Origin of the sequence: Haemophilus parainfluenzae ATCC 33392, from assembly GCF_031191205.1 — a bacterium.
GTDB lineage: Bacteria > Pseudomonadota > Gammaproteobacteria > Enterobacterales > Pasteurellaceae > Haemophilus_D > Haemophilus_D parainfluenzae.
In genome coordinates, this window is record NZ_CP133470.1 from 68,047 (window position 1) to 82,695 (window position 14,649).

At 40.3% G+C, this 14,649-nt stretch carries 10 protein-coding genes and 1 tRNA gene; 2 read left to right on the top strand and 9 right to left on the bottom strand.

From position 1 onward, the window contains the following. Positions 1 to 179 precede the first annotated feature (179 nt). From RDV53_RS00310 to RDV53_RS00325, 4 genes are read right to left on the bottom strand one after another with little or no spacing between them, the layout of a single operon-like run. A complete protein-coding gene (locus tag RDV53_RS00310; RefSeq protein ID WP_005696433.1) occupies positions 180 to 1,043 on the bottom strand; it encodes an abortive infection family protein in 864 nt (287 codons plus the stop codon). A gap of 8 nt (positions 1,044 to 1,051) precedes the next feature. Beyond that, positions 1,052 to 4,969, bottom strand: coding sequence for an ATP-dependent RNA helicase HrpA (gene hrpA / locus RDV53_RS00315; protein ID WP_005696434.1), 3,918 nt, complete (start codon positions 4,967 to 4,969; stop codon positions 1,052 to 1,054). Positions 4,970 to 4,971: 2 nt separating this feature from the next. After that, the gene (locus tag RDV53_RS00320) at positions 4,972 to 5,355 is read right to left on the bottom strand and encodes a DUF423 domain-containing protein (protein ID WP_005696435.1); all 384 of its coding nucleotides are present in this window, start codon (positions 5,353 to 5,355) and stop codon (positions 4,972 to 4,974) included. Beyond that, positions 5,356 to 5,808 carry a DUF441 domain-containing protein gene (locus RDV53_RS00325; protein WP_005696436.1) on the bottom strand — a complete coding sequence of 151 codons (453 nt, stop codon included), beginning with the start codon at positions 5,806 to 5,808 and terminating at the stop codon, positions 5,356 to 5,358. It lies immediately after the preceding gene. A 163-nt stretch (positions 5,809 to 5,971) separates the two neighbouring features. Between RDV53_RS00325 and RDV53_RS00330 the strand changes: the two genes are divergently transcribed. After that, a complete protein-coding gene (locus tag RDV53_RS00330; RefSeq protein WP_005696438.1) occupies positions 5,972 to 7,879 on the top strand; it encodes a monovalent cation:proton antiporter-2 (CPA2) family protein in 1,908 nt (635 codons plus the stop codon). Between the two features lie 31 nt (positions 7,880 to 7,910). Here the strand turns inward: RDV53_RS00330 and rlmKL are convergent, their stop codons facing one another. The 4 genes from rlmKL to mltA all read right to left on the bottom strand — a co-directional run bounded on the left by rlmKL (position 7,911) and on the right by mltA (position 13,380). Then, positions 7,911 to 10,046, bottom strand: a complete 2,136-nt coding sequence (gene rlmKL / locus RDV53_RS00335) for a bifunctional 23S rRNA (guanine(2069)-N(7))-methyltransferase RlmK/23S rRNA (guanine(2445)-N(2))-methyltransferase RlmL (RefSeq protein WP_005696439.1) — start codon at positions 10,044 to 10,046, stop codon at positions 7,911 to 7,913. A 291-nt stretch (positions 10,047 to 10,337) separates the two neighbouring features. Continuing rightward, positions 10,338 to 11,324 (bottom strand): zinc ABC transporter substrate-binding protein ZnuA, encoded by a 987-nt coding sequence (gene znuA, locus RDV53_RS00340; RefSeq protein WP_032822513.1) that lies wholly within the window; start codon positions 11,322 to 11,324, stop codon positions 10,338 to 10,340. Between the two features lie 167 nt (positions 11,325 to 11,491). Next, entirely contained in the window at positions 11,492 to 12,253 is a 762-nt protein-coding gene (tcdA, locus tag RDV53_RS00345; protein WP_005696441.1) for a tRNA cyclic N6-threonylcarbamoyladenosine(37) synthase TcdA, read from the bottom strand. After that, positions 12,253 to 13,380: a murein transglycosylase A gene (mltA, locus tag RDV53_RS00350; RefSeq protein WP_005696442.1), complete on the bottom strand. Its 1,128-nt coding sequence runs from the start codon at positions 13,378 to 13,380 to the stop codon at positions 12,253 to 12,255. Before mltA ends, tcdA begins: the two co-directional genes overlap by 1 nt. A 191-nt stretch (positions 13,381 to 13,571) precedes the next feature. Between mltA and RDV53_RS00355 the strand changes: the two genes are divergently transcribed. Next, a tRNA-Met gene (locus RDV53_RS00355) sits at positions 13,572 to 13,648 on the top strand. A gap of 58 nt (positions 13,649 to 13,706) precedes the next feature. Here RDV53_RS00355 and RDV53_RS10240 read toward each other — a convergent pair. After that, positions 13,707 to 14,585, bottom strand: a complete 879-nt coding sequence (locus RDV53_RS10240; protein ID WP_370447711.1) for a TonB-dependent receptor domain-containing protein — start codon at positions 14,583 to 14,585, stop codon at positions 13,707 to 13,709. Between the last annotated feature and the right edge of the window lie 64 nt (positions 14,586 to 14,649).

Consider the following 14,649-nt stretch of genomic DNA (forward strand, 5'->3'; position numbering starts at 1 on the left):
TTTGAGGTAGATCACAAAAAGAGTTTGGAGAGAAAGCGCGGTCGGTTTTGATAGAATTTTTGAAGTTAAAAACATCTGAGAAAATGACTGCACTTTTTTAAAACAGAACGATGGCTCAAGCGCCCTCGTTTGTACCACATGAGCACAAGCGTGGATGCTTGCGCTATCTTGGGGAATACTTACCCTATTATGAGACGTTCTGGTGATTGTGAAAGACTATCTTGAGCCTCCCATGTTTCTAATATATATACTGCTAAAGAGTGTGCGGCATTAACAACCAACCTTGCCTGTCTAACCTCAGGAATATAGGATTCTGGGCCTCCCCCATGGGCTGAGCTTTCGTGTGTCCTTATTGATGCTATGCCATCAATTATAGATGTAATACCAGAATTAATTTTCTGTAAATCATCTTGTCCTAATTTACTTAATCCAAACTTAAAATCTTCTTTAACTACTTTCCATAATTCTTTTAATATTTGTGTATTAGGTAGTTCTAAACCTTTCTCCAAAATATAAACTTTTAAAATAGACTCTAAAATATTACATGCAGAAGAAATCGCATCTAATGGATTTGTATTTAAATTTTTTATCGCCCTATCAAATTCTCTATTTATTGACTCCACATTCCTATTTTTGATCAAATCAGACAAAGTGATACTAGCAGGCGATAACGATTTTGATGGTAAGATTTTCCCATTAATATATGCGAAACCATGCTTATTTAGTTCTGTTTCTATATTCTCTTTAAATGTTTTCTTCTTTTCTTCTCGAGTTTTTAGATATCCAAAGGAAACATCATTTCCCGTCACAGGTTTTGTAGCCTCATTAAGCAAGATCTCTAATTTTTGTATTGGTTCTGAGCAACTATCATTTATATTTGATAATTTGCGTTGAACCTTTTTTTCCCTATTTTCATTAGGAATACTATCTGATGCTATACCTGCAGATAAAAATAATGTATCTAATTCTGTATGTGAATTAAATTGAGGTAACTCTTTAGATAAAAAAGCGATAATCTCTAGTGGAATTAACTGTGTACTCATAAAAAACCTTAGCTACTAATATTTGTAATCAAATTCAAAATCCGTTTATCCGACACCTGATATTTCGTGCCTAATTGCTGCGCAAATAAACTCACACGCAATTCCTCAATCATATAGCGAATTTCCGCAATTTCATCAGAAATCGGTTTGGATTTTGGTAGTTTAGCCAGTAATTGTTGGTAAGCTTGTTGCACTTGTTCCACGCGTAGCATCGCAGCACGATCTCGATTCACATCTTGAGCCAGTTTATCGATACGTTTATCAATGGCTTGCAAATAGCGCTGTAAATCTGGTAGGCGATCATAACCGCTCTTTTGCACAAAACCTGGATAAATCAATCCGCTTAACTGCGCCTTAATATCGGAAAAGGCAAAGGCCATCGTGAAATCCATTTTGCCTTTTAAACGTTGGTTCAAGGCATGATTAAGGGAGAGAATTTGCTCCACTTTCTGCGCAATATCCACGGTCACTTCGTTAAGGTTTTCTCGAACAAAATCACGCAACTTTTCAAAACCTGCTTCATCCCACACAAACCCGCCAAAATCGGCAATCAGCTTATCCACCGCACAAGCGATACAATCGTCGATCAAATCCAACACACGACCGAACGGGGTAAAATACAGCCCCAATTTAGCTTTATTCGGCAATTTTTCATGCAGATATTTAATCGGTGACGGTACATTGAGCAACAATAAGCGGCGCAGACCTTGTTGCATCGCCACCGCTTGCTCAAACTCTGTTTCAAACAGTTTGATACCTACGGCATCTTTTTCATCTACAATGGCCGGAAACGCTTTGACGCTAAAGCCACGTTGTTTTTGTTCATAACATTGTGGTAAATCTGCAAAACTCCAAATATGCAGCCCGCTTTGCTCAATGCCATCATCTGCCACAGCAGAAATACTTTCCTGCACACGATCTTTTAAGTTGAATTTCAGCTCATCCAAATTCATGGATTCGGCAATTTTCTTGCCGTTTTCATCCACCACACGGAAAGTCATTTTCAAATAGCTTGGAATTTGTTCCCAATTCCAATGTTCCGCTTCTACGGTAACGCCCGTCATACGACGTAATTCATAAATTAGCGTATCCAATAATGGCTTTTCCAACGGTACGGCACGACTTAAAAAAGCTTGAGCATAATTAGGTGCGGGCACGAAGTTACGACGATAAGATTTCGGCAGAGATTTAATCAGCGCAATCACCAATTCTTCACGCAAACCTGGAATTTGCCAATCAAAGCCGGTCATTTCCACTTGATTGAGCAATGGCAACGGAATATGAACCGTCACGCCGTCTGCATCGGTACCCGGTTCAAATTGATACGTCAGTTTGAGTTTCAAATTGCCTTGATGCCAGAAATTCGGGAAATCCAGCTTGCTCACCTGTTCCGCATCATCATTAATCAAGAATGAGCGTTCAAAATTAAGCAATTCAGGATCTTTTTGCTGCGCTTTTTTCCACCAGGTATCAAAATGTTTTTGGGAAACCACTTCCGTACCAATACGCTGATCGTAAAATTCAAAAAGCGTACGGTCATCCACCAAAATATCGCGGCGGCGGCTTTTGTGTTCCAACTTCTCTACTTCTCGAACGAGTCGTTGATTTTCTTTGAAGAATTTATGTTTGGTATTCCAATCCCCTTCCACTAAGGCTGATTGAATAAAGAGCTCGCGGCTTATCGTCGGATCAATAGAACCGTAATTCACTGGTCGCGCAGCCACAATCGGCACACCGTAAAGCGTGACTTTTTCATCAGCAATCACGGCACCACGGGATTTCGACCAACGTGGTTCGGAATAGGATTTTTTAATTAAATGCTCGGCAAGTGGCTCAATCCATTCTGGCTCGATTTCCGCCACCATACGCCCCCAAAGTTTGGAGGTTTCCACTAACTCTGCCGCCATCACCCATTTCGGTTGTTTTTTGAAAAGCACAGAATTGGGGAAAATCGCAAAATGGGCATTATGCGCGCCAAGATATTGTTGTTTTTCCGCTTCTTTTAAACCGATATGAGAAAGCAAGCCGCTTAAAAGTGCGGTATGAATTTGCTGATATTCGGCTTTTTCGGAATTAATCGGTAAGCCCATTTCACGCACGGTTAAACGAATTTGATGATAAATATCCTGCCATTCACGAATACGTAAATAATTTAAGAAATCCTTTTGGCATTGACGACGGAATTGGTTTTTACTCAATTCTTTTTGTTGTTCTTGTAGGTAACGCCAAAGATTGAGGAAAGCCAAGAAATCTGATTTTTTATCGGCAAAACGACGATGTTTTTCATCGGAAGCTTGCTGTTTTTCTTGTGGGCGCTCGCGCGGATCTTGAATAGATAAAGCAGCGACAATAATCATCACTTCATGCAACGCACCTTGTGAAACAGCGGTCAGCAACATCTTCGCTAAACGAGGATCCACAGGGAGTTGCGATAATTGACGACCTACTGCCGTTAATTGACGTTTCTCGCCTGATTTGGTGCGAACCATTTCAAACGCCCCCAATTCTTCCAACAGTTTTATCCCATCTTGAATATGGCGTTTATCTGGGGCATCCACAAATGGGAAAGCTTCAATATCATCCAAACCCAATGCCGTCATTTGCAAAATAACAGAGGCTAAATTGGTGCGTAGAATTTCAGGATCGGTAAACTCTGGACGAGAATTAAAATCTTCTTCCGAATATAAACGAATACAAATCCCTTCGCTCACACGACCACAACGACCTTTACGCTGATTAGCCGATGCCTGTGAAATGGGTTCAATCGGTAAACGTTGTACTTTGGTGCGATAGCTATAACGGGAAATACGCGCTGTACCTGGGTCAATCACATATTTAATGCCCGGCACGGTCAATGAGGTTTCTGCGACGTTGGTCGCTAATACAATACGATTTAAACCGCTTGGATGGAAAATTTTATTCTGTTCTTGCGCAGACAAGCGAGCAAAGAGCGGTAGAATTTCCGTGTGTTTTAGATTTTGTTTTTGTAAGGCTTCGGCGGTATCGCGAATTTCTCGCTCACCGTTCATAAAGATCAAAATATCGCCACGACCTTCCGCCTGCAGTTCATCTACTGCATTGAGAATGCCTTGTAGCTGATCTTGATCGTCTTCTTCCACTACGGGACGATAACGCACTTCAACAGGATAGGTTCTGCCCGACACTTCAATGATCGGTGCATTATTAAAATGTTTGGAAAAGCGTTCCACATCAATAGTTGCGGAAGTGATGATAAGTTTCAAATCACGGCGACGTGGCAACAGCTGTTTCAGATAACCGAGAATAAAATCGTTGTTTAGGCTTCGTTCGTGGGCTTCATCAATAATCAAACAAGAATATTGATTAAGGAAACGATCGTTTTGAATTTCTGCTAACAGGATCCCGTCAGTCATCAACTTGATTTGCGTATCATCACTGATTTGATCGTTAAAACGGACTTTATAACCGACTAATCCACCAAGCTCCGTTTTCAACTCTTCAGCAATACGCGCTGCAACTGAACGAGCAGCAATACGGCGTGGCTGAGTATGACCAATCATGCCCAAATTGCCAAAACCTAACTCCAAACACATTTTCGGCAATTGAGTGGTTTTACCTGAACCGGTTTCCCCCGCCACGACGATCACTTGATGCTCGGAAAGCAGTTTTTCAATTTCTGCTTTGTGTTGGCTAACGGGCAAACTCTCTGGAAAAATGATGGGATTTTGCACCGCACTTTTACGATTTTCTACACGTAATTGAGCCTGTTCAATCTGCAGCTGGATTTCTGCGGCAACAGCTTGTTGAGCTTCTTGGCTTTTAATTTTTCCAATACCATGAATGCGAGCGGATAAACGACGTTGATCCACCAGCATGATATCCTTGAGTTTCGAAAAAAGAGATTGTTGTATCGGGTTTAATTCACGTTTGACTGATTTATTCTTCATACCTATTTACTTTTAACACCACCGTAAGCCAAGCACAGCCAACCAATTAAAAATAACGTTCCGCCAATTGGTGTTACCCAAACAAGGAATTTGCCTACACCAAGAGCGAGCGCATAAAGACTGCCGCTAAAAAGAAGAATGCCGTACGCCCAACTCCCTGCAGCGAAATTAGCCATTTTATTTGTAACCAGTGATTCACGGCACAATTGCAAAATACCAATCGCTAAAATTGCAATGGTGTGGAACATTTGATATCTCACACCAGTTTCAATCCACGCCAATTCTTTAGGTTCTAAAACTTTGCTTAATCCGTGGGCAGCAAAAGCGCCAATTGCCACACATAACAAACCGCTTAGCCCAGCGATAAATAACCATTTGTTTTTCATCTAAAATTTTCCTACTAATATCGCTAAAATACCGGCGGCGATAAGTGGACCTACCGGAATGCCTCCTAAGAAAGACACACCAATAATCGTACCAATTAATAATCCAGTCACTAAAACAGGTTGTTCCCCCATTAATGGCACCCCTTTCCCTGCAAGCCATGCCACTAATGCCCCAATTAAAATAGAGACACCCATTTTCCAGTTTAAAAATGAACTGAGATCGGGAAGTTGGATTTTCCCCGACACTAACGGTGCAAGCACACCAATTGTTAAAATGACGATCCCAATTTTTATCCCATATTGTTCGAGTATGGGAATGTATTTGGATAATAAGGTTTGCTGCATGATTAATAGCACTGCAGCGGAGATGGTGATTGCGCTATTTTGACTCATTAATCCCAAAACGATTAAGAAAACCAATAATAACGCGATCATATTGAATTGTAATGACATAATACCTCTAAAATGCGGTCAAAACACAGACTATTTTACATGTAAAGTTTTTGTAAATTATACCAATTTCTCGCTTTTCTGTGTTTTTTATTTATCCAAAAAAGGCTAGAATATAAGTCAACTTTCTTCTCATACTCCCTGTTTTTACTAAGGTTTTTGCCCTATGTCGAATGTTGTCAGCCCTGAATTGATTAAAACCGTTGTTCTACTTGCTACCAGTGTGACCATCGTGCCGCTTTTTAAGCGCATTGGCTTAGGTAGCGTATTAGGTTATTTAGTAGCGGGCTGTTTAATTGGTCCTTCAGTGTTTGGTGTGGTAGAAGATGCTGAATCAGTTCTCCATATGGCGGAACTGGGTGTGGTGATGTTCTTATTCATTATCGGTTTGGAAATGCACCCCGAACGTTTATGGGCGATGAGAAAAGCAATTTTCGGGCGAGGTTTTCTACAAGTAGGGTTATGCGGCGCACTACTCACCTTTGCTGGTATCTATATCTTAAATCTTCCTAAAGAAGTGGCGTTTATTGCAGGCATGGGCTTTACCCTTTCTTCCACAGCCATTGTGATGCAAGTATTAGAAGAACGCTGTATTACAAACACCCCCAAAGGTCAACGTGTTATTTCTACCTTAATTTTTGAAGATTTATCCATTGTGCCATTATTGGCATCCATCGCCTTTTTAACGCCCGAAACAACGCATATTGAACACCAAACTAACTGGACATCCATTGCCGTTGCGCTAGGTGCCGTTGTGGGGTTAGTCGTTGCGGGTAAATGGTTAATGAATCCAATTTTCCGTTTAATTTCCAAAGCCCATATTCGCGAAATGATGACAGCAGCCGCGTTGCTTGTAGTCTTAGGCGCGGCATTAGCCATGGAAGCAAGTGGCCTTTCAATGGCGATGGGCGCCTTTGTTGCTGGCGTAATGCTTTCAGAATCTGCATTCCGTCACCAATTAGAAGCCGATATTGAACCTTTCCGTGGTCTATTGCTTGGTCTCTTCTTCATGGGCGTGGGAATGTCACTTGATTTAACCTTGGTATTCCATAATGCACTTTGGTTATTAAGCATAGTATGTCTTTATATCATTGGCAAAGCCTTAGCCGTTTATACCGTCGCACGAATTACAAAACTTGACCGAAAAGAATCAGTTGGACGAATGACTATCATGGCGCACGGTGGTGAATTTGCATTCGTACTCTTCTCAGCTGCGACCACTGCAGGCGTGATGACAAAAGATCAAAATGCAACCTTTACCGCTGCAGTGATTATTTCGATGTTATTCTCCCCATTGATAGGTTTATTAATGCGTAAAATCAACCAACGCAAATCAGCAAATCAAGAGGAAAAAATCGATACTAGCGATCTCGATCCAATTGTGGATTTAGAAGATAGCGTGCTCGTAATTGGTTTTGGTCGTTTCAGCCAAATCGTCTGTCAATCACTTCTTGTTCGTGGCATTAACGTATCGGTGATTGACCGTAACATCGAAAATATTCGTGCGGCAGCTAAATTTGGTTTTAAAGTTTATTACGGTGATGGTATTCGTCTTGATGTATTACGCACTGCCGGTATCGAAAAAGCTAAATGTGTCGTCATTGGGATTAATGATACACAACGTATTGAAAACATCGTTCAGAATTTGAAAGATGCTTATCCGAAACTCCCTATTTTGGCGCGAACTTATGACCGCAGAACAACCGTGAATCTTATCAAGCAAGATGTGGACTTTATTGTACGTGAGACCTTTGAGTCTGCCCTCACGCTCAGTCATGCAACACTAATGCAATTAGGTATCAATAAAATTGAAGCTGACGAGGTCATTGCAGAAGTTCGTTACTTAGACCAGGAAAGGTTGAATGAAGAAGTTTTACATGGTTTTTCAACAGACATCATCCGAAAATATTGGATGCCCAAACCCTTCATAAAACCACATTCTGATGCCGAAGCATTAAATGAAGAAACAGCTGAAATTTTAGAAAAAGAAGATGATACTAATGATGATGAAACGGCGATTGAAACCCTTCTTCACGATGATTCAGAAACCGAAAAACAAAAAGAAGTTGAATAACAAAAAGCCCGATCACTATCGGGCTTTTTTATTAGGCTTTCATGGTCACAATCCAGCAATTATGGATTTGTTTGTTACGTTCAAAATCAAGCGGTAATGTTTTCGCTGAAATTTCGACCGCACTTAGTCCCAGCTCATCTAACGTCTCAAAATCCATTTTAAAACCACGTTTATTATTTGAGAACACGATGGTGCCGTTAGGACGTAAAATACGTTTGAGATTACGCATTAATTTGATGTGATCACGTTGAACATCCCAGCTGTCTTCCATACGTTTAGAATTCGAGAATGTTGGCGGATCCACGAAAATCAGATCAAACTGACGATCGCATTTTTCTAACCATTGTAAGCAATCAGCTTGGATGAGTTTGTGCTGTTTGCCTTCAATATCATTTAAAATCAGGTTTTGCTCTGCCCAGTTTAAATAGGTGTTAGACATATCCACGGTCGTTGTTGATTTTGCCCCACCTAATGCTGCATGCACTGTTGCAGAACCGGTATAAGCGAAAAGATTGAGGAAATCTTTACCTTTTGCCATTTCACCAAGCATTTTACGGGTTAAACGATGATCTAAGAATAATCCTGTATCCAAGTAATCTGTTAGATTCACCCAAAGCTGTGCGCCGTATTCATTTACATAGAAATATTCGCCTTTATTGGCCAATTTTTCATATTGATTGGTGCCTTTTTGTTTTTGACGGACTTTCAAAATCAGTTTATTGGTTTCAATTCCAGTGACTTGTAAGGTTGCAGTCACTGCATCCAATAAACGCTGACGCGCTTTGTTTTCATCAATATTTTTCGGTGCGGCATACTCTTGCACCACAATATGATCGCCATAACGATCCACCGCTACGTTATATTCCGGTAAATCAGCATCATATAAACGATACGCATCAAGGCCTTGCTGTTTCGCCCATTTTTCAATTTTCTTGATATTTTTCTGTAAGCGATTCGCAAAATCTACCGCTACCGTTGAAGTGCGGTCAAATTCAAGCGGATTTTCAACCGAACTTTCTTTACGCTCAGAAATTTGATAATTCTTCTGAACACAATCTAACGGACCGTTTTTCGCTTTAAATTGACGATGAGAACGCATACGCAAGCAATCAAGCAACGTAGATTCACTACTAAAAATCGACGCATTCCAACCACCAAATTCATTTTTAAGGCGTTGTCCAAAGACTGAATATAGTGCAATCAAAGCAGGAGTTGTACCTAAACGCTCACCATAAGGCGGGTTACAAATCACCGTTCCCACTTCATCTGGACTTGGATTTTTTAATGCGGCAACATCACCTTGTTTCCACTGAATTAAATGTGCCACACCTGCATTTTGTGCATTCTTTTGCGCTTTTTTCAGTACGCGATGATCGAGATCGAAGCCATAAAAATGCGGTTTTAGATTTTGATTAAAATAAGTTTCAGCTTGCTGTGCCGCTTCTGCTTTGACCTTATCCCAAGCATCTTGATTATGCCCTTTCCAGCAATCAAAGCCCCAATGTAAACGATGTAATTGCGGTGCAATTTGTGCTTCCATCTGCGCGGCTTCAATTAGCAAGGTGCCCGAACCGCACATTGGATCCACTAAAGGTGTCCCTTTTTTCCAACCTGAACGAAGCACAATCGCGGCAGCTAAGGTTTCACGTAAAGGCGCTTGGCCTGTATCTTCGCGATAACCTCGTAAATGTAATGCTTCACCACTTAAATCGAGTGAAACGACAAGCTCTTCTTTATTCAAATAAGCATGAATTCGAATATCTGGATAGTTTTTATCCACATTTGGACGCGCTTTCCCTTGACGTTCAAAATAATCCACAATGGCATCTTTCACACGCATCGCACCAAATTGGGTATGGCGAATTTCTTGGTTTGTCCCGTTGAAATCAACAAAAAATGTAACTTTCTCATCAAAATAACTTAACCAATCTTGCCCTGTCACAATTGAATACAAGTCTAAATCACTATATACCTTGCCATTTACAATCGGTAACAAAATACGTGAAGCTAAACGTGACCATAATAAACTGCGATAAAGTGCTTCATCATCAGCCTGAAAATGTACGCCGCCTTGTGCAATTTTACATTCCGTTGCACCAAGCTCAGTTAGTTCGACTTTTAAGAGTTCTTCAAAACCACGGGCAGTTGTGGCAAATAGTTGTTTCATGCGTTTTCTCGGTAGGGAAAAATTGGGCGGATTATAGCATAGTTTTAATTAGGATTTCGCCTAAGGCGACCTACTTTTCTTTGCTTGTGCAAAGCAAAGTAGGCAAAAGAAAACACACCCCAATTAAATCGCTAATCCTCATTCTTTTTCAATTTTCTTTACAGAAATTTTCGAACTCGCTTCGCTCAAACAAGCGAAAATTTCTTAAAAATTGAAAATCATTCGGGCGATTTAGATGGGGCAATAAAAAAACAGCCTTAAAGGCTGTTTTTAAGATAAAAGTAAATAAGATTATTTACTTAAACATTGAGCATAGCTATCAGCGGTGGCTTGAAGGAAATTCGCATAAGAATTTGGACCAAGCTGTACGTTATCGCCAATAGGATCTAAACGACCCACATTAACTTTTGTACTTTGCGCTAGCGAATCAATCACTTTTGGTGTGAATTGAGGCTCAGCAAAAAGACAATTTACATGGTGTTCTTCAATCTCTTCTTTGATGTGAGCAATGGTTTTTGCACCCGGTGCCACTAATGGATTAATGGTGAAATAACCGGTTTGATTTAAACCATACGCATCATTGAAATAGCTATAAGCATCATGGAACACAAAGAAGCCTTTATCTTTGAGTGGTGCCAATTGTGCTTTGATTTTATCGCTTTGCTCAGTCAAAGTGCGGTTAAAATCGGCTAAGTTTTTCGCAATGAGTTCTTTTTTATCTGGGTGTTGTTCTGTTAATTTATCCGCGACTTTCTGTGCCACAATTTGGCTAATGGCGGGTGAATACCATAAGTGCCAATTCACGCTTAACCCATTTTCATCTACATCATGGTGATGATGCTCATGGTCATGACCATGTTCGTGCTTATGATCGTGTCCATGTTTATGATCATGACCGTGCTCGTGTTCATCGCCTTCATGATAATGCTCATGATGCACTTTGCTTAAAAGTGGTTTAATTTCTGGAATATCAGAAATATTGATGACTTTTTTACTATCAATTTGGCTAATCGGTTTTGCTAAGAAAGCGTCAATATCTTCACCAACCCAAAGCACTAAATCTGCAGATTTCACTTTTTGCACATCTGAAAGTTTTAAGCTGTAATCATGTGGAGAAGCACCTGCCGGTACTAAAACCTGTGTATCCGTCACACCGTTTGCAATAGACGATGTAATAAAACCGAGCGGTTTCACGGAGGCCAATACATCTGCATTTGCGATCATTGGAAGGGTTAAAAGTGCGGTAGAAATTGCACTCATTTTTAATACTTGTTTCATGTTTGTTTCCTTGCTTTTATTGGGAATTATTCTCAAAGCCAACATAGACTACTCCTTTTTGATAAAATTGCAACATTCCAAATAAAAAAATGAAGTGATATTTCTTCATCTTGTTAAATACTTTCATTCATAAAGAAAAAGCAACGTTTTCACGTTGCTTCATTTCTTTATTTTAATAACTTATCGATTACCCGAGAAACGGCAAAAAATCCAAAAGTTGCTGTTATCATAGTTGCTGCACCAAAGCCATTTGCACAATTCATGGTGGCTGATACTTCACAGCCTTCGCCCATTTTAGGGAAAATCAGAGGCTGGCTAGAAAACACCGCATCAACTGCAAACTTACGTTGTGGATTTTGAGTAAAATTGAAATCCTTACGTAAAACTGACCGCACTTTTGCCAATAATGGATCTTGAATCGTTTTGCTTAAATCAGTAATTTGAATTTTCGAAGGATCAGTCTGACCACCTGCACCACCAATGGTAATAATCTTGATTTTATTACGTTTGCAATAGGCAATCATCGCGGCTTTGGTTTTCACATTATCAATGGCATCAATCACATAATCATAGCCACGATTTAAGTATTCGGCTTGATTATCCGGTGAGATGAAATCATCAATGACATTTACCACACATTCTGGATTAATCAGCTTAACGCGCTCGGCCATCACTTCCGTTTTAAGCTTACCAATATTGCCACTTAATGCAGGAAGTTGACGATTAATATTAGTGACACAAATATCATCCATATCAATCATGGTGATCTGCCCTACACCACTCCGAGCCAATGCTTCCACCACCCACGAACCTACGCCACCAATACCAATGACGCACACATGAGCCTGACGCAAACGCGCCAAGCCTTCTGGTGTGTAAAGGCGGCCAATGCCGCCAAAACGTTGTTCGTAATTATCGACTCGAGCCATTATTGTAGTACCCAAACACGTCCATAGTGTTTTGATAAACCAGCGATGTGACCTGCTTGATCGCCAATACCACGGTATAAGTCAAAGTGGTGACCATTTACCGCGCCGCCCACATCAAGAGCCACCATTAAGTGTAATTTGTGTGTGCCCATCCAGTTACCATTATTATCAATATCTGGCACTTCAACCAATAATACGGTTCCAGAAGGAATCACATTGCGATCAGAAGCAACGGCCGCCATTGGCACTAAAGGCACACCTGCAGAACCTTTCACTTCACCTGTTGGATCGTTTTTAAAGAAAACATAAGATGGATTACGTTCTAACAATTCTCGTACTCGAGATGGGTTTGCTTTCCCCCATTCACGAATCGCTTGAATGGACATTTTTTCTTTTGGAATTTCACCATCTTCTACTAACAAACGACCAACCGCTTGATATTTATAACCATTTTGTCCCGCATAGGCTAAATAATTTAAATTGCCATCACCGTAATCAACGTAGCCACTCCCCTGCACGCCTAATAGGAAGTTATCCATCATTGAATCACTATAAGCGAGCTCTAAGCCTTGTCCTGCCAATGCACCATTATAAATTTCTGCACGACTATAACGTTTATAGCTTGGCATCGCATAAATTGGATGTTGATATTGACCTTGTGCAGTACGGCGTGCATGAATCACCGGCGAATAATAACCTGTCATCAATACGTTTTGATAACCATCAAAACCTTTCATAATCTGAGGATTAATGCCGTATTGTGCTAATTCATTTACATTGGCTCCTGCAAGCACCCAGTTAGTGATTTTGCCATAATTCGCCGCAAAGCGATTTGTTAATGAATTTGAATAATCACGAACATTCGTCAACTGCGTTAAAAAATCACCTTGATTAACGACCGCCCCTTTGTTCTCCACGGAAGCCACTGGACTTAAAATAGCTTGTTGATAAGTACGTCCACTATACTTGGCCCCGAATTTTTGTGGATCGTCGCCTGTCGCAGTACGCGGCAAGCTAGAATTATTTTTTGAAGAAACTTTACTTGGTGCCGATCCACATGATGCAAGTACTGAAATAGCCGCCATCACAGAAAGAATTTTTACGGCGAGATTTTGACGAAATTTCATTCTTATTTTCCTAAATTAAACTAACTAATACAAAGTTGCATACGCTATCAAAAATTCCCTTTTAGGACTAGTACTATTTCATAAAATGATTAATTAATATTCACATTGTTTATTTTCTTAACAAACGGAAAGTCAAATTCAGTTTAAATCTTGCAATAATTTTTGAAACGAGTATATTACGCGCCATCAGACGCGGGGTGGAGCAGCTTGGTAGCTCGTCGGGCTCATAACCCGAAGGCCGTCGGTTCAAATCCGGCCCCCGCAACCAAATTATAAAGCACCGAGATTTCGGTGCTTTTTTGTATTCAAAGTGACTATTTTCTATTCTAGAATGTTGCCGTCACCCCAAATTTAATCGTTCTCCCTGGTGCAGGCATGGAGGAACGTGTCATTGGGTCAAGATAATAACGATCAGTTAAGTTTGTCGCAGACAATGACAGCGCAAGATTCTCATTCACTTTGTAATTCATATACGCATCCACCAAGAACACCGGTTGCCAACGTGGGTTATTATTGCTATTGGCAAACCAACCGGCATCACGCAAGGATTTATTGCGGGTTTCTTTTACATTGGTGTGATACACCATTCGCGTGCCAACTTCTAATCGTTCATCTAAGAAACGTACACCAAGATTTGAGGTAATGCTGTATTTCGGCAAAATGGCATTTTTTAAGTAGCCGTTTTCATTACCACCATTAACACATTCGGGATAGGCTTTAAATGTGTGTATATCACCCGTACTACCAACATCTCGAATTGCTGAACTTTTATCGCAGAATTTATTTTTGATGTTGTAGCTAATACCGATATCACCGAAGATGCGACCTTGATCATAACGAGCGGATAATTCTACGCCTTCTAAAATCCGTTTATCAAACTGCTTCATCTCATAATTAATATCACGGTCAAAAATATTTTTCGTGGTATTTTTGTACCAATTTAGGCGAATATCCGCACGGCGTAAACTTGGGAAGAAACCACGTAAATCATGTACATAGCCCACTTCAATATTTTTGCTGTGTTCCGGTTTACGTTTATAAAGCGGCGTGAGAATATCAATGGAATAGCCAATAGTATCTTCAAAAATACTCGGCATACGTTTGGTTTCATCATAGCGCACATAAATTCTGGCGTTATCACTTAAAAATGCGGTAGCACTAAAGGAAGGTGCCCAAGCGTGATCTTTACGCTCTGCCTTTTTCATTTTTTCCCACTGTTCTTTAGTTATTGGTGTTTTTTCTGGCGAGCCAGAAAAATCAGCACCAATG

Coding starts and splice junctions, on each gene's coding strand:
- RDV53_RS00310 (WP_005696433.1), bottom strand. CDS start 1,043: ATGAGTACACAGTTAATTCCACTAGAGATTATCGCTTTTTTATCTAAA.
- RDV53_RS00325 (WP_005696436.1), bottom strand. CDS start 5,808: ATGTCATTACAATTCAATATGATCGCGTTATTATTGGTTTTCTTAATC.
- mltA (WP_005696442.1), bottom strand. CDS start 13,380: ATGAAATTTCGTCAAAATCTCGCCGTAAAAATTCTTTCTGTGATGGCG.
- tcdA (WP_005696441.1), bottom strand. CDS start 12,253: ATGGCTCGAGTCGATAATTACGAACAACGTTTTGGCGGCATTGGCCGC.
- znuA (WP_032822513.1), bottom strand. CDS start 11,324: ATGAAACAAGTATTAAAAATGAGTGCAATTTCTACCGCACTTTTAACC.
- RDV53_RS10240 (WP_370447711.1), bottom strand. CDS start 14,585: ATGAAAAAGGCAGAGCGTAAAGATCACGCTTGGGCACCTTCCTTTAGT.
- hrpA (WP_005696434.1), bottom strand. CDS start 4,969: ATGAAGAATAAATCAGTCAAACGTGAATTAAACCCGATACAACAATCT.
- rlmKL (WP_005696439.1), bottom strand. CDS start 10,046: ATGAAACAACTATTTGCCACAACTGCCCGTGGTTTTGAAGAACTCTTA.
- RDV53_RS00320 (WP_005696435.1), bottom strand. CDS start 5,355: ATGAAAAACAAATGGTTATTTATCGCTGGGCTAAGCGGTTTGTTATGT.
- RDV53_RS00330 (WP_005696438.1), top strand. CDS start 5,972: ATGTCGAATGTTGTCAGCCCTGAATTGATTAAAACCGTTGTTCTACTT.